The sequence below is a fragment of the Pseudomonas sp. RV120224-01b genome (genome assembly GCF_003208145.1).
In the GTDB taxonomy this organism is placed as follows: domain Bacteria; phylum Pseudomonadota; class Gammaproteobacteria; order Pseudomonadales; family Pseudomonadaceae; genus Aquipseudomonas; species Aquipseudomonas monteilii.
Genome location: NZ_QKMQ01000030.1, coordinates 1 through 17,570, shown reverse-complemented (window position 1 = coordinate 17,570; position 17,570 = coordinate 1). Strand labels below are relative to the sequence as shown.

General features: G+C 61.8%; 15 protein-coding genes and 1 pseudogene. 6 read left to right on the top strand and 10 right to left on the bottom strand.

The window, feature by feature from the left end; translation table 11 throughout:
- Nucleotides 1-304 (top strand): IS3 family transposase (locus N436_RS28085; RefSeq protein WP_146232681.1); only part of this gene is annotated, 304 nt, incomplete at its 5' end.
- A gap of 73 nt (nucleotides 305-377) precedes the next feature.
- Here N436_RS28085 and N436_RS28080 read toward each other — a convergent pair.
- A complete protein-coding gene (locus tag N436_RS28080; protein ID WP_110742476.1) occupies nucleotides 378-1,331 on the bottom strand; it encodes an ABC transporter substrate-binding protein in 954 nt (317 codons plus the stop codon).
- A gap of 299 nt (nucleotides 1,332-1,630) precedes the next feature.
- Between N436_RS28080 and N436_RS28075 the strand changes: the two genes are divergently transcribed.
- The 3 genes from N436_RS28075 to N436_RS28065 all read left to right on the top strand — a co-directional run bounded on the left by N436_RS28075 (nucleotide 1,631) and on the right by N436_RS28065 (nucleotide 4,818).
- A complete protein-coding gene (locus N436_RS28075) occupies nucleotides 1,631-2,233 on the top strand; it encodes a cysteine dioxygenase (RefSeq protein WP_110742475.1) in 603 nt (200 codons plus the stop codon).
- The gene (locus tag N436_RS28070) at nucleotides 2,230-3,813 is read left to right on the top strand and encodes a rhodanese-related sulfurtransferase (protein ID WP_110742474.1); all 1,584 of its coding nucleotides are present in this window, start codon (nucleotides 2,230-2,232) and stop codon (nucleotides 3,811-3,813) included. The genes N436_RS28075 and N436_RS28070 overlap by 4 nt, the downstream gene beginning before the upstream one ends.
- Before the next feature lie 234 nt (nucleotides 3,814-4,047).
- A complete protein-coding gene (locus tag N436_RS28065; protein WP_158286278.1) occupies nucleotides 4,048-4,818 on the top strand; it encodes a response regulator transcription factor in 771 nt (256 codons plus the stop codon).
- Here the strand turns inward: N436_RS28065 and N436_RS28060 are convergent.
- Nucleotides 4,746-6,569 (bottom strand): hybrid sensor histidine kinase/response regulator, encoded by a 1,824-nt coding sequence (locus tag N436_RS28060; RefSeq protein WP_158286277.1) that lies wholly within the window; start codon nucleotides 6,567-6,569, stop codon nucleotides 4,746-4,748. The two genes, N436_RS28065 and N436_RS28060, sit on opposite strands and share 73 nt — an antisense overlap.
- A 459-nt stretch (nucleotides 6,570-7,028) precedes the next feature.
- Between N436_RS28060 and N436_RS28055 the strand changes: the two genes are divergently transcribed.
- The gene (locus tag N436_RS28055) at nucleotides 7,029-7,262 is read left to right on the top strand and encodes a hypothetical protein (protein WP_105948622.1); all 234 of its coding nucleotides are present in this window, start codon (nucleotides 7,029-7,031) and stop codon (nucleotides 7,260-7,262) included.
- A 132-nt stretch (nucleotides 7,263-7,394) separates the two neighbouring features.
- On the opposite strand, the gene N436_RS28045 is transcribed toward N436_RS28055, so the two are convergent.
- From N436_RS28045 to N436_RS28015, 7 genes are all read right to left on the bottom strand, one after another.
- The gene (locus N436_RS28045; protein WP_060499203.1) at nucleotides 7,395-7,907 is read right to left on the bottom strand and encodes an AmiS/UreI family transporter; all 513 of its coding nucleotides are present in this window, start codon (nucleotides 7,905-7,907) and stop codon (nucleotides 7,395-7,397) included.
- Between the two features lie 12 nt (nucleotides 7,908-7,919).
- Nucleotides 7,920-8,504 carry an ANTAR domain-containing response regulator gene (locus N436_RS28040; RefSeq protein WP_110742471.1) on the bottom strand — a complete coding sequence of 195 codons (585 nt, stop codon included), beginning with the start codon at nucleotides 8,502-8,504 and terminating at the stop codon, nucleotides 7,920-7,922.
- Nucleotides 8,501-9,658 (bottom strand): transporter substrate-binding domain-containing protein, encoded by a 1,158-nt coding sequence (locus N436_RS28035; protein WP_105948620.1) that lies wholly within the window; start codon nucleotides 9,656-9,658, stop codon nucleotides 8,501-8,503. Before N436_RS28035 ends, N436_RS28040 begins: the two co-directional genes overlap by 4 nt.
- 21 nt (nucleotides 9,659-9,679) lie before the next feature.
- Complete coding sequence (locus N436_RS28030) at nucleotides 9,680-10,801, bottom strand: AAA family ATPase (protein ID WP_110742470.1); 1,122 nt, start codon at nucleotides 10,799-10,801, stop codon at nucleotides 9,680-9,682.
- Nucleotides 10,802-10,855: 54 nt separating this feature from the next.
- Nucleotides 10,856-11,899 (bottom strand): aliphatic amidase, encoded by a 1,044-nt coding sequence (locus tag N436_RS28025; RefSeq protein ID WP_110742469.1) that lies wholly within the window; start codon nucleotides 11,897-11,899, stop codon nucleotides 10,856-10,858.
- A 186-nt stretch (nucleotides 11,900-12,085) separates the two neighbouring features.
- The gene (dapA, locus tag N436_RS28020) at nucleotides 12,086-12,952 is read right to left on the bottom strand and encodes a 4-hydroxy-tetrahydrodipicolinate synthase (RefSeq protein WP_110742468.1); all 867 of its coding nucleotides are present in this window, start codon (nucleotides 12,950-12,952) and stop codon (nucleotides 12,086-12,088) included.
- 364 nt (nucleotides 12,953-13,316) lie between these two features.
- Nucleotides 13,317-14,648, bottom strand: a complete 1,332-nt coding sequence (locus N436_RS28015) for an MFS transporter (RefSeq protein WP_105948616.1) — start codon at nucleotides 14,646-14,648, stop codon at nucleotides 13,317-13,319.
- 631 nt (nucleotides 14,649-15,279) lie between these two features.
- Between N436_RS28015 and N436_RS28010 the strand changes: the two genes are divergently transcribed.
- On the top strand, nucleotides 15,280-17,133 hold the full coding sequence (locus tag N436_RS28010; RefSeq protein WP_105948613.1) for an ABC transporter ATP-binding protein: 1,854 nt from the start codon (nucleotides 15,280-15,282) through the stop codon (nucleotides 17,131-17,133).
- Between the two features lie 142 nt (nucleotides 17,134-17,275).
- Here N436_RS28010 and N436_RS28000 read toward each other — a convergent pair.
- Nucleotides 17,276-17,570: pseudogene (locus N436_RS28000) on the bottom strand (IS110 family transposase); the annotation flags it as partial.

Genomic DNA, 17,570 nt, shown 5'->3' with positions numbered 1-17,570 from the left:
GCCCAAGCTAGTCATCCACTCAGATCAAGGGTGGCATTATCAGCAGGCTCAATACCGTCACAAACTTGCCGCACGAGGTGTGAAGCAGAGCATGTCCCGCAAAGGCAATTGCCTGGATAATGCGGCGATGGAAAGCTTCTTCGGCACGCTCAAGTCGGAGTTTTTCTACCTGAATCGCTTTGAGAGTGTCGAGGAACTAAAAGCGGGACTGGATGAGTACATTCACTACTACAACCATGACCGCATCAGGCTGAAACTCAATGGCCTGAGCCCTGTGAGCTACAGGACTCAGACCACTGGCTAAAACTGTCCAACTTTTGGGGGGCAGTCCATGCCTGTGGGAGCGGGTTTACCCGCGAGGAAGCCGGTGAAGATCTTCAGTGCTGGCTGACGCTCGGCTGCTCAATAGCCGCACCAAACGAGGTGTCGAACAGGCTGCTGGCCGGATACGCCTGGATCAGCCCGAGCCCGGCGAAGAAGTCCACGGTCTTTTGCGCATCGACGATCACCTGCGGGTTCAGCGGCGCAAGGTCAGTGCGCGCACGGGCGAACCAGGCGCGGGCGATGTCGCGGTCGGCGCGGGTGCGCTTGGCCCAGGCGTCAGCGTAAGCCTCAGTGTGGGCCGGGTCGCTCAGGGTCCAGTCGCGGGCTTTTTTCAGCCGTTGCAGAAAGTCGGCGATCTGCACGCGCTTGGCGTCCACCGCCTTGGCGTTGGCCACCACGAAGCTCTGCGCCGGGATCACGCCTTCGGCAGTGGCCAGTACGCGGGCGCCCTGGCGTTCTTGCTGGGTAACGTAGGGCTCCCAGGTGGCGATCACGTCCACCGAGCCGCCGTCCAGGGCGTGGGAAGCGTCCAGCGCGCTAAGGTAACGCAGCTCCAACGCATCACGCGGTACGCCGGCCTTGTCCAGGGCGCTGAACAACAGTTGCTGGCTCCACGAACCCTTCCAGATCGCCGCGCGCTTGCCACGCAGGTCTTGCAGGCTGTGGATCGACGAATCCTTGCGCGCCAGAATCGCCACCCCTTCGAGGTTCTGGCGGCTGACCGCGATCACCTTGATCGGCGCGCCCAAGGCGCCCAAAAACAAGGGCGGTGCATCGCCCAGCAGGCCAATGTCGAGGCTGCCGACGTTGAGCGCCTCGGCCACGGGGGAGCCTGCGGTGAACTGCTTCCACTCCAGCTCATAAGGCAGGTTGTCGAGTACCCCGGCCGCTTCCATCACCGCACGGGCGTTGTAGCTCTGGTCGCCAACGACCAAGGTCTGGGCGGCGGCGGCAAGGCTGAAGGTGGTGGCCAGCACAGTGGCGGCCAGTTGCTTGAAGTAACGCACGGGGGTCTCCAGATGCCCGCTTGGGGCATGTCAGGGCCGATCCGCAGGTGCGGTCTCGTGGCAACGGGTTTATATCTTTTAAGTCTTACTTGATTGATTTTTATAATTTATAGATCAATCAAGCCGCTGTGAAATGCGCTTTGGGCATAACCTCATGCCTTCGGCGTGATGGGATTTGAAAGCAGAAATGCTCATCTGTAAATGCATTATTTGCATATTAGCTTATTATTATTTTGCATTTTGAGAATAGAAAAAGGCTTTGCTAGGGTAATATGAAACCCGAACACCGAGCCTGAACCATGAGCCATAACCCGGAGCGCCTGCGCCACTTCATCGACAGCCTGGCCGAGTTGCTCGAACAGCAGCCCGACGAAGCCACCCTTCTCGACCGCGGCCAGGGCCTGCTGGCCAGCCTGGTTGCGCAGGACGACTGGCTACCAGACGACCTCGCCCAGCCCGACCCACAGCGCTACCAGCAGTACCTGTTGCACTGCGACTCACGCCAACGCTTTTCGGTGGTGAGCTTCGTCTGGGGGCCGGGGCAGCGCACGCCCATCCACGATCACCGGGTGTGGGGGCTGATCGGCATGCTGCGCGGCGCTGAATACTCCCAAGACTTCACCCGCGACGCCCAGGGCGCACTGCAGCCCAGCGGCGCACCGGTGCGCCTGGCGCCAGGTCAGGTGGAGGCCGTGTCGCCGCGCATTGGTGATATTCACCAGGTCAGCAATGCCTTCAGTGATCAAGTGTCGATCAGCATCCACGTCTACGGCGGCAACATCGGCGCGGTCAAGCGCGCGGTGTACGCCGAGGACGGCAGCGAAAAAGCGTTCATTTCCGGCTATTCCAATACCCGCCTGCCCAACATCTGGGACCTGTCCAAAGAGAACCCTGCCCCATGAGCACAGTCACCACCCGCCGTTACCAAGACATCCGCCGCGCCCTGCTGGCCCGCGAGGAACTGGCCCTGATCGATGTGCGCGAAGAGGACCCGTTCGCCCAGGAGCACCCGCTGTTCGCCGCCAACGTGGCGCTGTCGAAACTGGAGCTGGAAATCTTCGCCCGTGTACCGCGACGTGACACCGCCATCACCGTCTACGACGATGGCGAAGGCCTGGCCGCCGTGGCGGCGCAGCGCCTGCTCGCGCTGGGCTACAGCGACGTGGCCGTACTCGACGGCGGCCTGGCCGGCTGGCGCGCGGCAGGCGGTGAGCTGTTCCGTGACGTCAACGTCCCCAGCAAAGCCTTCGGCGAGTTGGTCGAGAGCGTGCGCCACACCCCTTCGCTGGCCGCCGAGCAGGTGCAGGCGCTGCTCGATGACAAGGCAGACGTGGTGGTGCTCGACGCCCGGCGCTTCGACGAATACCAGACCATGAGCATCCCCGGTGGCATCAGCGTGCCCGGCGCCGAATTGGTGCTGCGGGTGGCCGAGCTGGCGCCCAACCCGGCCACTCAGGTGATCGTCAACTGCGCCGGTCGCACCCGCAGCATCATCGGCACCCAGTCGCTGGTCAACGCCGGCATCCCCAACCCGGTGGCCGCCCTGCGCAACGGCACCATCGGCTGGAACCTGGCCGGGCAGCAGTTGGCTCACGGCCAGGACAAGACCTTCGCCCAGGTGAGCGCCGGCACCCGCGCCAACGCCGCCCGCCAGGCTCGCGCGGTGGCCGACCGCGCCGGCGTGCTGCGCCTGGAGCGCGCCGGGCTTGATGCCTGGCAGGCCGACGCCAGCCGTACCACTTACCTGTTCGATGTGCGGACGCCCGAAGAATACGTTGCAGGCCATCTGCCCGGCAGCCGCAGCGTGCCCGGCGGGCAGCTGGTGCAGGAAACCGACCACGTCGCCAGCGTGCGCGGCGCGCGCATCGTGCTGGTGGACGACGATGGCGTGCGCGCCAACATGAGCGCGTCGTGGCTGACGCAGATGGGCTGGCAGGTGGCAGTGCTGGACGGGCTGTCGGCGGCAGATTTCAGCGCCGCCGGCGATTGGCAGGCGCCGCTGCCGGAGCTCCCCAAGGCCAATGAGATCGGTGTCGAACAGTTGCAAGGCTGGCTGCAGGAAGACGGCACCGTGGTGCTGGATTTCACCACCAGCGCCAACTACGTCAAGCGCCATATTCCCGGTGCGCACTGGGCGATTCGCGCACAACTGGCCGAAACCCTGGAACGGGTGCCACAGGCCAGTCGCTACGTACTGACGTGCGGCAGCAGCCTGCTGGCACGCTTTGCCGCGCGTGACCTGCAGGCCCTCACCCGCACTCCCGTTTACCTGCTCGAAGGCGGCACCACGCGCTGGATCGCTGCCGGGCAACCGCTGGAAACCGGCGAAACGCAGCTTGCCGTACCCCGCAGCGATCGCTACCGGCGCCCCTACGAGGGTACGGACAATCCTCGCGAGGCGATGCAGGGGTATCTGGACTGGGAGTTTGGTCTGATTGCGCAACTCGAGCGCGATGGCACCCATGGGTTCAAGGTGCTCTGAACCTGAATGCAGGGGTTCATGATCTTGCTCATTATCCCAAGGCTAACGCGCCCCCTGTGGGCGCGGGCTTCGCCCGTGTTCGCGGGTAAACCCGCACCCACAGGGAACGATTGAGCCTGCAAGCGCGCCCCGACCATGACGGCAACGATCACCACACCCACTACAGCCGTAGTAGGTACACCTGCGCCATTCTCGGCAATACTGCATGCACATCCCCCCACCCGGAGCCGGCTGATGCGCATTCTGCTGATCGACGATCACGGCATCCTCAGAGCCGGGGTCAAGAGCCTTATCCAGGCCGTGCACCACGACGCCCAGGTGCTGGAAGCCTCGTGTACCGCAGAAGCCCTGGCGCTGGTGCGTAGCCAGGCCTTCGACGTGATCTTCCTCGACCTGTGCATCCCTACCTCGGCCACCAGCAACGACCTCACGCCCGACAACGGCCTCAGCTTGCTGTCGCTGTTCAAGTCCAGCCGCGAGGCGCCGGTCGACCCCGACCCTGCCAAGTGCGTGACGGCGCCGGTGATCGTGATGTCAGCGGAGTCGGAGCGGCGCTTCGTGGATGAGGTGATGCGCCGTGGCGCTTCGTCGTTCGTGCCCAAGGCCAGTGCCCATGAAGTGATGCTGGAGGCCATCAACCGTGCGCTCAGCGGCGGGGTTTACCTGCCCAGCGAGGCGATCGGCAAAGGCGGCCAGGCCCCCTCCTCCTCGCTCCACGTGCAACCCGCTACCCCGCTCGGCCCCAAGGACCTGGGTGTGACACCGCGCGAATTCGACATCCTGCGCCTGGCGCTGCAAGGCAACGCGCCGTGGAAGATTGCGGCGATCCTGGAGATCAACCCGGTCAATGTGCGCCAGTACCTGAGCAGGCTCTATGGCAAGTTCGGGGTAATCGACCTGTATGGCCTGCAAGGCCTGTTCGCCAAGACGGGTCAAGTGCTGGGGGTGCTGTCTTCACCCGCCTCGCCAGCGTTGGCCAGCCGACCGCGTGACAAGAGCAGCTGAACGGCAGCCATCAAGGTGGCCGCGCTTTCGCCTTTGCTGACCGCCTGTGACAGGCAGTCGTCCAGCAGCGGCTGACGCAACAGCTCGGCGGTGTAGAGGATCGCCGGCACATGGGCCCAGTCGTAGAACGACCGGACATGGTCGATCAGCGCCATGCCAATCAGGCCATCGCGCAGTTTGTAATCGCAGATGAGCAAGTCCGGGTAACGATCCGGCGCCCGCTCCAGCGCGTCCTGCAAGGTGCTTCTGTCCTCGGCCGTGGCGACAATCGCGCCCTGCAGGCTCAGCGACTTCGACAAGCTGTCAAGGATACGCTTGTCATCATCGACCAGCAGTACATAGGCACCGGCGATGTCTACACGTTGGCCATTGACCTGCAGCGTTGGCGCATTGATGTCCGTCGGCAGCGCGTCACCCTGGAACAACGGGCAGTCGACCGAAAAACGGCTGCCGCGCCCAGGGCGGCTGCTGAAGCTCAGCCGATGCCCCGGCAGCCGGTCGATGAAGTTCTTCACGATCGACAGCCCCAACCCCAAGCCGCGTCGGGCATCATGGTCAGGGTTATCGACCTGGAAGAACGCCTCGAAAACCTTGCTCTTGAAAGCATCGGGGATGCCGATGCCTGTATCGACTACATCGATGCGCACGGTGGTTCTGCCCGCCACGCTGCCAACCACCACGCCGCCGCACTCGGTGTACTTGACGGCATTCGTGATCAGATTGCCCAGCACACGCTTGAAAATCGCCCGGTCAGAATTGAGCACGGCGTCTTGCTGGCGCTGCAGCAGTTTCAGGCGCAGGCCCTTGGCTTGCGCCAGCGGCTGATGCAGGGATTCGAGCTCGCTCATCAGCGCGTTCAGGGAAAATGGCTCGATGGCCGGTTGCGATTCACCGCTGGTGAACACCTCCCGCAGGCCAGCGAACAGGGTGCTGATCTCCCGGCCCGACACGTCGATATCGTGGAAAATCTCCTGCAGGCGCTGATGCTGGCCCTGCTCGACCATACGCTCGCCCGCGTACGCCAGGGAGGCAATCGAGGCCAAGGGTTGCATGGTGTCGTGGTAGGCCGCACGAACGAAGCGTGTGCTGGCTTCGGCCTTTTCGCGGATTTCCACGGCTTTTCTTGCTTCCTGGTCAAACAAGGCCTTCAGGGCATCGTCCGCTTTCTGTTTCTCGCGGTGGACGCGAAAGTTGGCCTGCTCAAGGCTTTCGTTCTTCCTGTTCAAGGCCAAGGACTTGAGATAACCCTCTCGCGCAACTTTCTCGGCACGCACACTGATGGTCCAACCCACCAGTGCAAACGCCAGCAAATAAAACATGGCAGGGAAAAAATTGACATGTAATGCGCCAGTCATGACTTCCTGCACACACAGCAGCAGCACGCAATAGCCTGTACTGAACAAGGAATAGCGTGCCAGCAGTGCCAAGGTCCCGTGCTGAAAGAAGATAACCAGGACAATACCGACAAAATAATAATTGTAATTCAACGGTGCAGGGACAATTTGTATCATCGCCACCAGGCATGTCTGGGCGAAGCACACCGTAATCACCACGGTTCCATTTACCCAGCGCTCGTTATCAAAGCGCGTGGTGAGTGATACCCAGGTTGCCGTGGCGACCGCCAGGGTACCGGCCAGCCGCCATAGCAGAATCCAGTAAAAGTCCATGCGCGAAAGCGCCTGTTCATGGCGGATGTAGTGGTAATAATCCCAATAGCCAAAACCGGCCCAAACGGCAATGGCAACAAACATGAACAAGCGCCGCCTTCGAAGGTTTTCTGCGGCCTGAGTCGCGAGAAAACCTTGTTCATCCTGCGCATTGGCGAATGGCTGCGGCAGGCCGAAAAGTTCAACTGCTGCCTCTTGAAACTCTTGCCATCTGGTCATGTTGGCCACTCACGCTGCGGATACTACAGCTGTTGCACCACACCTGTAGCACCACCCAAGTTGCACTACTGCCGTTGTATTTTCCGAATCTGTCTTCGGTGAGAAGCTGAACCCATCGAAACACGTCAACTTCGAAACAGCGGGAGCAGGCATCATGAACACCAACATTGAAAGTAAAGCACTTGCCGACCAACCCGCCATCGAAGCCAGCATTCGTGCAACCGGGCATGACACGCGCGGCTGCTGAACCGGACCTGGCATGGCCCACTGCGCCCAAGTGGCCAGACCGTAGCCCAAACAAGCGGGCGATCATCGAGGTGCATCATGAAACTGATAAATACCATCGCGATAGGCAGCATGCTGCTTGGCCTGGCCGGCGCAGTTCACGCTGAAGACGGGTCCATGCGGGCTCAACAGTTCAAGCAGAACTTCCTGGCCGAGCAGGCCCGGCTGTGGGGCAATGACGCAGCAGCACAGAAACAGCAGATCGCCCAGGTGCAAGCCAGGCAAGCACAGCAAAGGGCCGATGCTCAAACAGCGGTACGCAAGGGCTTCTGAAGGCTGAGACCTGTAGGCGCGGGCTTATCCGCGAACACCGGCAACGCCGGTGCCATGTACCAAGCTGGACGTTTCGCGGGCATGCCCGCGCCTACAGGAATCGGGCCCGTTCTCAGGGCGGTCGTGTTGCCCTTAGCCCATCTGCTGCCACAGGATCAGCAGCCCAGGCACCCAGGCGGTGAAGATCGCGCACACCAGGGTCATCACCGCCACCAGCCGCTGGATTTTCCTGGCCAAGGCCAACAACAGGAAAAAGCTGAACCACAACACCGTCCACGCGGCCCAGTTCAGCACATCCCACACCTTCATCAGGCCCTCGGCGCCCGGGATGGAGCTGACCGTCACCACCAGCGCCGTCACGCTGACGAACAGGCAGAACCAGCCCAACCCGCGGCCGTCGACCTGCAACAACTGGTTGGCGGCCACCCACAGGTAGGTAAAGGCGAACAGGATGGTCAAGGCACCCGCCTTGATGCCTTCGGCCGCGCCCACCACGAAAATCAGGTAGACCGCCACCAACAGGCTCAGCAACCCGACAAACAGGTTGATCACCGCCACTTCACGGTCGGTGATACGCCCCATCAGCCAGATGCTGTTGATGAACAACACCGCACCCACATACAGCAGAACCAGTCCGTACAACATGGCAACCTCTTCTCATTCGAATTGTTTTAGGGTTTTTCTTGCCATCTCCAACATCGACAACCGCTGTTTCATTGCCTCTTTCGACAGGTAGGCATGGGCTTCAGGCTCCTGCCAGCCCTGAGCCGCCATCAACAGGACCTTGGCCTTGTTGATGTCGGCCTGGTGTTCCAGGCGCTCCTGCAACTGGGCGTTCTTCTGCATCAAACGGGCGTGGGCTTCGCTATTGCTCCTGGCGCACACCAGCGCCGGCAGCACCTTGTGGCTGTCCAGCGGCAGCACGATCACGCCATGGCACCCCAGCTCCAGAATCTGCGAGAGGATGGTCGGGCTTTCGTACTCCACCAGCGCGACAGCGGTCAGGCGAACCCCGCCCTGGGCCAGCAGCTTGCCCAGTTCGCCATGGTGGCGCCCTTCGAACACCCCGCAAAACACCAGGTCGGTGTGGGTGTCGAACGCCTTGGGCGGTGGCCAGTGCTGCTTCACCGAACAACCGATGCGCATCAGTTGCAACACCAGGGCATCGGTGATTTCACTGGGCGGGCAAACAATGCCTACATGCAGCTCACGCAGCGTATTCAGGATGTTCGAGGTGCTCATGAGGGGCCGCCTCCGGCCATGCTCGCCGTCCAGTCATCGAGGTTGTGCACCACCACATAGGGGTCGGGGCGGATAGCCACAGGCGACTGCCATTTGATGCAGATCTGCCCGCTCGCATCGATCTCGCCTATGCGCGCGAACAGGTGCGAATGGTTGTTCTGCTGCTCCACATGCACCCTGCCCTGGGGGCTGTCCAGGCTCGCGTGGTACAGGTGATTGCGGATCACCTCCACCTCCAGGCTGCCGGTGGCATTCACCGCCTGGCACAACATGCGCATCTGGCTGTAGGCGGCTTCGGCCCAGGCGGTGATGCGCACATCAGCCGGGAAAAACGCCCGACACTCGCTGACGAACGCGTGGCTTTGTGGCGAGTCGACACTGGTGAAATACGGCGCCACGACAATGTTGCCACAGGCCACCTTGGCGCCCATCTCGGCGATTTCGGCCTCACTGGTGGTCAGGCTGGCAATGGGCGGCCGAGGACCATTACCGTAACGCTGCGCCAATGCCTGATAGAAACTTGCCGTACCCGTACCGACCACGGTCGAGAACACCACATCCGGGGCAGCGCGAACCACCCGCTCCACCACCTGGGCCAGGTCATCGGCCGAGGGGTACAGTGGCATGTAAGCCTCCTCCACCACTTCGCCGCCATGCTGCTTGTACAGGTGGCGCATGACGTGGTTGCTTTCCCGTGGGTAGATGTAGTCCGAGCCGACGAAGGCGACCCTGGCGCCATAATGGCGGGTCAGGTAAGCCGCCAGCGGCGCGCTGTTCTGGTTGGGTGCCGGCCCGCCATAGATGATGTTGGGCGAGTACTCGAAACCCTCGTAAGGCGTGGGATAGAACAGCAAGCCATCCGCACGCTCGACCACCGGCATCACAGCTTTACGGGTATGCGACATGTAGCAGCCGAGCATCAGGCGCACGCCGTGGTTGCGCACATAGTCGTCGCACAGGTTGCGGTACCGGTCCGGGTCGCCCCCGGGGTCACCGACCAGGGTCAGCACCGGCTGGCCCAGCACACCGCCTTCGCGGTTCACCTGTTCTGCCGCCAGCAACGCGCCGCAGCGCTGCGAGCGCTCGATGGCTGCGGTAACGCCGCTTTCGGCAAACAGCAAGCCCACCTTCAATTGCCTGTCTTGTCTACTCATCACACTGTCCTGTGGCAGCCATCATGTAGGCACCGAAAAACGGATACGCCCGCGGTCGAGGTGTCCGGCCACCGTGATGCAGGCCACTTCGGCCCGGCAAGGGATGCGGGTGCCGAGCAGGTACTCGGCCAGCGGCACCTCCAGTTCGTGGCGGATAAACCGCTTGAGTGCGCGGGCGCCGAACTCCACGTCATGCCCTTCGCTGGCCAGCTTGCCGACCACTGCCGCATCCAGTTGCAGGCGGCAGTGGTGCTTGGCCAGACGCCGGTTCAGGCGCGACACTTCAAGCTCGACGATGCGCTCGCTCACTTCCTGTTCAATGGTGTTGAACACCACGGTGCTGTCGATGCGGTTGACGAACTCGGCAGAAAAACGCTTCACCAGGCGTCGCCGCACAAGGGCCAGCAAACCCTCCCGTTGCCCTGCCCGCTGCCCCAGCAAACGCCGCAGCGATGCCAGCGGGCCAAGCCGGTGCTGGCGTATTTCGTCTGCCGCCAGGTTGCTGGTCATGAACACCAGGGTATTGCGGAAATTGAAGCTCTTTTCCCCGGAAGCCAAGCGCAGCAGGCCATTGTCGAACACATTGAGCAGCGCCTGGGACACCTCCTTGCTGGCCTTTTCCAGCTCATCGAACAGCACGATCCCCGGGCGCCCCTGGCTGCCGTCCAGCAACGCCTGGTCGAACAGCGTGCGGCCCTCCTTGGCGCCAGCATAGCCCGGCGGCGCACCGGTCAGGGCAGCGGCGTAATGCTCCTGGGCCAGCGTGTTCATGTCGACCCGGCAGAAGGCATCGGCATCACCGTGCAGTGCGCGGGCCAGGGCCCGCACGATCTCGGTCTTGCCAACCCCGGTCGGGCCGAGGAACAACGCCGTGAACAGTGGCCGGCGCGGGTCGAGAATATCCGCGCGCACCACGGTGAGCACATCTTCGATGGCCTGCAGGGCTTCGTCCTGGCCCAGTACTTCGTTGCGTAACACCTGCATGACAGCGGCGACATCGAAGCGGAAACGCGACTGCAGGGTGTCTTCGCTACGCAGGTGGGTTTCGACGATTGTCCGGGTGTGGCAGTTTTCGGCATTCAGTGCAGCGCTGGAGGACGCGTCGCGGCGCGTCTGCTCCAGCAGGTCGTTCAAGAACGGCATGGTCTTCCCCTCAACGGTGAAACAGCGTGCCCGCAGGCACGCCGGGCACGCCCTTTAGCGGGCTTCCTTTTCCTTCGCGTCGTAGGGAAGGCTACCAACCGGGCACTGCGCCACCCCCGAGGTGCGCCGGGTAATGGCCTCGACATTTTCGCGGGCCTTCTCGGCATCCAGCACCCAGGTGCGGTAGAACTCGAACGGGCATTCGGCGATGCCACGGTCACCCTCGCCGGACAAATGCATGCCGCTGTAACCGCGGTGCAGAATCTTGTACAGGTGGTTTTGCGACTGGTCGTTTTGCCGCGCATCGCGAATCTGCGAGATCGACAGCTGAGCGTACTGAATGCCCATTTCCTCTTCACCGCACTCGCCCAGGGTGCGGCCATCGAAGCCGATGATCGCCGAGTGGCCGAAGTAGGAATACACACCATCGAAGCCGGCGGCGTTGGCCACTGCCACGTAGCAGTTGTTGGCCCAGGCCATGGCCTTGGCCATCAGCACCTGCTGGTCCTTGGCCGGGTACATGTAGCCCTGGCAACGCACGATCAGCTCGGCGCCTTTCATGGCGCAGTCGCGCCAGATTTCCGGGTAGTTGCCGTCATCGCAGATGATCATGCTGATTTTCAGGCCCTTGGGGCCATCGGCAACGTAGGTCTGGCCGCCCGGGTACCAGCCTTCGATCGGGCACCAAGGGATGATCTTGCGGTACTTCTGCACGATCTCGCCGTTGTTGTCGATCAGCACCAGGGTGTTGTAGGGCGACTTGCGCGGGTGCTCTTCATGGCGCTCGCCGGTCAGCGAGAACACGCCCCAGACATTGGCCTTGCGGCAGGCCTGGGCGAACACTTCGGTTTCCACGCCGGGCACGGCCACGGCGGTTTCCATCATTTCTGCCGGGTCGTACATGATGCCCTGCAGGCTGTACTCCGGGAAAATCACCAGGTCCATGCCCGGCAACCCCTGCTTCATGCCGACAATAATGTCGGCGATCTTCCTGGCGTTTTCGAGCACTTCATCGCGGGTATGCAGGCGCGGCATCTTGTAGTTGACCACGGCCACACCGACGGTGTCGTTGCTGCTGGAAATATCACCATGACGCATGTTGAACACCTCTTGTTGTTATTTTTCAGGGACGACAAAAAGCCCTCTCCGCATGCGGAGAGAGCTCATTTGCTCTTTGGGGTTCGGGGTGGAGGCAGCGGCATCGCCATTGATGCGCAGCTCCTGACAACCAACGGTATATGCCGGGTGTGACGGCTTGTCAACCCGGCAACAGCCGCTGCGTCTTCAGGCGCCGAGTGAGCCCAGCACGCGTTGCAGCCTGTCCCGGGTCGCATCCGTGCACGCTTGCATCGGTTCGCGCAGCTCGTCTGCCATCAGGTTTTGCAACTGCAACGCTGCCTTCACCACCGCCGGGTTGGGCTCGGCAAACGCCAGCTTGATCCAGGGCAGCAACTGGTAGAACGTACCACGCGCGGCCACCCAGTCACCGCTGTCGACCTGCTGCAGCATGCGCACATACAGGTCGGCGCGCACGTGTGCGGAGGCCGAAATGGCCCCGGCCCCCCCCAGGCACAGGTTGTTGAAAATCTGCAGGTCTTCACCGGCCAGCACCTGGGCATGGCCATCCTCGATCAGGGCCAGGGTGGTCTCGCTGTCGCCGCCGCAATCCTTGACGGCCGCAATGCGCGGGTGGCGCACGATACGGCGCAGGGTTTCACGCTCGATGCGCACGCCAGTGCGATAGGGGATGTCGTAGACGATCACTGGCACGCTGGCGGCATCGGCTACGGTAGCGAAGAAGGCTTCCAGGCCGGCCTGCGATGGGCGGATGTAGCACGGTGCGGGGACCAGCAGCCCGCCAATATCACGCTGCTGGATTTCAGCCTGGAAGGCCAGCAGCTCACGCAGGTTGTAACCCGACAGGCCCATCACCACCCTGCCCGGCTCCACCCAGGCCAGCACTGCATCCAGCACCGCCAGTTGCTCGGCCTTGGACAGTGCCGCCGCCTCACCCGTGGTACCGCACACCACAAAACCGGCCACGCCGTCGTCGAGCAGCTTCTTCACCAGCTTTTCCAAGGCGGCAAAGTCGATTTCATTGGCGCGCATTGGCGTGACGAGGGCGATCCAGATACCACGGAAATTCGACATGCAAAAACTCCTGATGTTGACCGAAAGTCAGCGTCAGAGGGTGAAGAGTCGAAGTGGTCTGGCAGGGATACCTGGCGCCTTCTGTCTCGTCAGCCCACCTGACGAGACAGCGCGCCTCGGTCAGATGAGCGGCTGTTTCTTGGATTTCTTGGCAACGGCAACGCACGCGCCTGCCTGGGCAATGAAGCCCGAAGCGAAGATGGCGTGGTTGGACATGGACATGGGGAAAGCCCGTTGCGTGGATTAGGCTGGATAATGGTGGAGCGGCGCGCGCGGTGTCAACCCTCGACCTTGCTGCAGTATCGCAAAGCTTGAAGCCCCCACAGGCAAGCCTGCGGGGGCGTTTTTGCAGCTCAGGACAGGCTCAACGCTCAAGCGAAGAAGCGGCCTCCAGGCTCATGCCGCGGGTTTCAGGCGCCAGCCACACCGACACGATCAACCCGGCAAGCGAAACCAGTGCAGCGACCAGCATGGTGTTGCCAATGCCGATGCTCTGCAACGAAACGGGCACCAGCCATGTGCCAGCAGCAGAGCCGATACGTGACATGGACGACCCCATGCCCACCGCAAACGCGCGAATCTCGGTGGGGAACAGTTCATTGGGGTACACCAGTTCCAGCACTTGCGCCCCGCCGATAAACAGCGCGTAGGCACCGAACAGCACCAGTACCAGCACCTCCGAACCGTTGGAGAATACGCCCAGCCCCAACAGTGCGAGGGTGGACCACAGGAAGCTGTGGATGATCAACGGGCGACGCCCCAGGGTGTCGATCATGCGTGTTGCAACAATGCAGCCGACCACAAACAACAACGTAATCAGCACCGAGCCGTACGAGGCCCAATCGCCTTTCAGGTTCAGTGCCTGCAGCACCACCGGGGCGAAAGAGTACACCGCAAACATCGGCACCACTGCGGCACTCCAGAACACCGCGACAAACACCATGCGCTTGCCGTAGCCCGAGCGCATCAGCGCGCTCAGCGACACCTTTTGCTCCGTCGCCTGCTCAGGCATGTTGGCGAGGGAGAACGACGGCCCGTAGACCTGCTTGATGATGCGGTCCGCTTCGTCGAAGCGCCCCTTGCTCATCAGCCAACGTGGCGATTCAGGTGTTTTCAGGCGGATGATGAACAGCAATACACCGAGCACCCCGGCGCTTGCCAGCACCCAGCGCCAGGCATCGTCGCCGCCACGCGCCAGAATGAAGTTGCCCACGATGTAGGACAATGCAGCACCCGCAAACCACAAGATGGTCAGCCCGGCCAGGCGGCGGCCACGGTGTTTCTGTGGCAGGAATTCGGTCAGCAATGAGCCTGCGACAGGGTATTCGAGGCCCACGCCTACACCCACCAGGAAGCGCAGCACGAACAGCGCAAAGCCCGACTCCACCCAGAAGGTGCCCACAGAACCTACGATGAACAGGATGGGCCCGACGAAGAACAGCCGGCGACGCCCGACCTTGTCGGTCAACCAGCCCCCCAGGAAGCCACTGCAGAAGGTCCCCAGCATGGCCGACGCGGCCACCAGGCCCTGCCAGAACGAATCCAGCTTGAGGTAATCGGAAAACTGCACGATTACCACGCCGATAATGCTCAGAATATAACCGTCAAGAATCCAGCCACCGCCGGCGCGCAGGGTCATCAACTGGTGGAAGCGGTTTAGTGGTACATCTTCGATTGAAACAGTACTGCTTGTCACAGCGAGTGCCCCTTGTGGTCTTAATTATTGTTGGAACCTGAAGACGTTCAACTCGAACTTCATAGTTGGCAGCCGGCTCTATTCAGACGCGCACGCATGGCGGCACAGTCCGCAGCACCCAGATGCACAGACAAGCATATTGTCTACTATGTGTAGACACAGCATAGATGAGCCTTTCAGCCAGGGTCAAGGCTGCTGGCGGGGTCCAGGAACCGGGCAAAAACGAAGGAATGAAGTGCCACTTAGGTGTCAAGTGCTCTGCACTGCGGCGGCGTTGGAAAATAGAATAAAAAGTCGTTATCAGTGGCGTGATCTGGCATTTGCATGACGGTGCCAGAAGGTTCTCGCGCGCAAAAAGCGACCTGCCCGGAGTTAAACTTTTTATCCAATAAATGCGCCAATATGTCGTATCAACAACATCAGCATGTCGTCGCCTGGAAAGTTTGATACTCGCGCTGTTAATACCTGTCCATAACGTGTCATTTATTGCCTGTTCACGACATCCTTATGATCAACCTGTCAGGCACGCGTGCCGGTTTGCCTACTGTGATAAGCGCTGCACGACGCAGGCGAATGCCTGGATGTGCGGTATGGTTACCCGGTAAGCAAAACCTGATTTGCGGAGACCCACATGTTTCGTGTTTTTGAACGCTGGCTCGACCCCTTCCCCCCTGACGAAGTACCACCGCCACCGGTGGGCCTGCTGCGTTTCATGTGGGCCTGCACCCGGGGCGCCCGCGGCTACATCCTTGCCCTTGCATTGCTCAGTGCCGGGGTGTCGGTTTACGAAGCCTGGCTGTTTGCCTTCCTCGGCCAGGTGGTCGACCTGCTCTCGAACTGGCAGGCCGGGGGCGCCGTAGGTGCTGAGGAAAGGCGTGTGCTGTGGGGCATCGGAATCGTCCTGGTGGCCAGCATCGGGCTGGTGGCAATGCGTACCATGGTTCAGCACCAAGTGCTGGCGATCAACTTGCCGCTGCGGTTGCGCTGGGACTTTCACCGGCTGATGCTGCGCCAGAGCTTGTCGTTCTTCTCTGACGAGTTTTCGGGCCGGGTCACCACCAAGGTGATGCAGACAGCCTTGGCGGTACGCGAGGTGCTGTTCACCGTCATCGAAATACTGCCCGGCATCGGCGTGTACTTCATTGCAATCATCGCCCTGGCGGGTGGTTTTGCCCTGAAGCTGATGCTGCCGTTCATTGCCTGGCTGGCGCTGTTCGGGCTGGCCATGCTGTACTTCGTGCCACGCCTGGGCAAGGTCGGGCAGGAACAGGCCAACGCGCGGTCGTCGATGACCGGGCGGGTTTCCGATGCCTACACCAACATCACGACGGTAAAGCTGTTCTCGCACTCCAGGCGCGAAGCGCACTTCGCCCGTGCGGCCATGGAGGACTTCAAGCAGACCGGCTTTCGCCAGATGCGCCTGGTCAGCCAGTTCGAAATCGTCAACCAGGCGCTGGTGGTGGGCTTGATCTTCGGCGCCGGCGGCTACGCACTGTGGCTGTGGCACCAAGGCCAGGTCGGCACCGGTGCAGTCGCGGCAATCACCGCCATGGCCCTGCGTATCAACGGGATGTCGCACTGGATCATGTGGCAGATGACTTCGTTGTTCGAGAGCATCGGCACCGTGCAGGACGGCATGGCCACCCTCACCCGCGGCCCCAAGGTGCAGGATGCAACCGATGCAGGCGAACTGGTGACTCAGGGCGGCGCAGTAACGTTCGACAAGGTCAGCTTCAACTACAACGGCGAGCGCCAGGTGCTGAACGACCTGAGCCTGCACATTCGCCCAGGCGAAAAGGTCGGGCTGGTCGGCCGCTCCGGCGCAGGCAAATCCACCTTGATCAACCTGCTGCTGCGCTTCTATGACGTGGACAGCGGCGTCATCCGCATTGATGGACAGGACGTCGCCAAGGTCACCCAGGACAGCCTGCGCAGCGCCATCGGCATGGTCACACAGGACACATCGCTGTTGCACCGCTCGATCCGCGACAACATCGCCTACGGCCGCCCGGATGCCACCGAAGCGCAGATCCGCGCTGCTGCGGCCAATGCCCAGGCCGATGGGTTCATCAGCCAGCTCAGTGACCGCCAGGGCCGCAGTGGCTACGACACCTTGGTGGGCGAACGCGGTATCAAGTTGTCCGGCGGCCAGCGCCAGCGCATCGCCATTGCCCGGGTGATGCTGAAGAACGCGCCGATCCTGCTGCTGGACGAAGCCACCAGCGCGCTGGACTCGGAGGTGGAAGTGGCCATTCAGGAAAGCCTGGATGAAATGATGCAAGGCAAGACCGTCATCGCCATCGCCCACCGGCTGTCGACGATCGCGGCCATGGACCGGCTGATCGTGATGGATGAAGGCCGCATCATCGAGCAAGGTACCCACGCTGAGTTGCTGGCGAAAAAGGGCACCTATGCCCGGCTGTGGCAACACCAGAGCGGCGGGTTCCTGGGTGAGGACCAAGGCGTCGCCGAGGCGGTGGAATAGCTTCTCCTGAAGCTGATACGGATATTGTGGGAGCGGGCAAGCCCGCGAAGCAGGCGACGCGATGGATGGCACCGGCTGCGCCGGTGTTCGCGGGCACGCCCGCTCTCATCAAACAAAATGCAACCCACTGTTTTTTAAGCACTCAGGCAGCCACCAGTTGGTACCCCAGTTTCCGGGCTTTGCGAAGCAAAGCCCGGACCTGTCGGTCTTGGCTCCTGGCTTCGAATTCCTCAAGACCTTTTTCGACATAAGCCTGTTTCTTGGTTAGCAGGTTGTACACCAGTCGTGCCAACTGGTGGGCAGTGGCTTTGATGGCGCAGCTGGTATCCATTCGAGTCAGCCTGGCTCGGTGCGATGCACCAATGAAACCCTTGTCATTACGAGCATTGGATGCAGCCTGCTTGAGTGCTTGAGCTGCTCGATTGACTATTTTGGGC

Excerpts from the sequence above, each read along its gene's own strand:
- N436_RS28025 (WP_110742469.1), bottom strand. The coding sequence starts at position 11,899 with ATGCGTCATGGTGATATTTCCAGCAGCAACGACACCGTCGGTGTGGCC.
- dapA (WP_110742468.1), bottom strand. The coding sequence starts at position 12,952 with ATGTCGAATTTCCGTGGTATCTGGATCGCCCTCGTCACGCCAATGCGC.
- N436_RS28055 (WP_105948622.1), top strand. The coding sequence starts at position 7,029 with ATGAAACTGATAAATACCATCGCGATAGGCAGCATGCTGCTTGGCCTG.
- N436_RS28045 (WP_060499203.1), bottom strand. The coding sequence starts at position 7,907 with ATGTTGTACGGACTGGTTCTGCTGTATGTGGGTGCGGTGTTGTTCATC.
- N436_RS28075 (WP_110742475.1), top strand. The coding sequence starts at position 1,631 with ATGAGCCATAACCCGGAGCGCCTGCGCCACTTCATCGACAGCCTGGCC.
- N436_RS28060 (WP_158286277.1), bottom strand. The coding sequence starts at position 6,569 with ATGTTTGTTGCCATTGCCGTTTGGGCCGGTTTTGGCTATTGGGATTAT.
- N436_RS28070 (WP_110742474.1), top strand. The coding sequence starts at position 2,230 with ATGAGCACAGTCACCACCCGCCGTTACCAAGACATCCGCCGCGCCCTG.
- N436_RS28030 (WP_110742470.1), bottom strand. The coding sequence starts at position 10,801 with ATGCCGTTCTTGAACGACCTGCTGGAGCAGACGCGCCGCGACGCGTCC.
- N436_RS28035 (WP_105948620.1), bottom strand. The coding sequence starts at position 9,658 with ATGAGTAGACAAGACAGGCAATTGAAGGTGGGCTTGCTGTTTGCCGAA.
- N436_RS28010 (WP_105948613.1), top strand. The coding sequence starts at position 15,280 with ATGTTTCGTGTTTTTGAACGCTGGCTCGACCCCTTCCCCCCTGACGAA.
- N436_RS28065 (WP_158286278.1), top strand. The coding sequence starts at position 4,048 with ATGCGCATTCTGCTGATCGACGATCACGGCATCCTCAGAGCCGGGGTC.
- N436_RS28040 (WP_110742471.1), bottom strand. The coding sequence starts at position 8,504 with ATGAGCACCTCGAACATCCTGAATACGCTGCGTGAGCTGCATGTAGGC.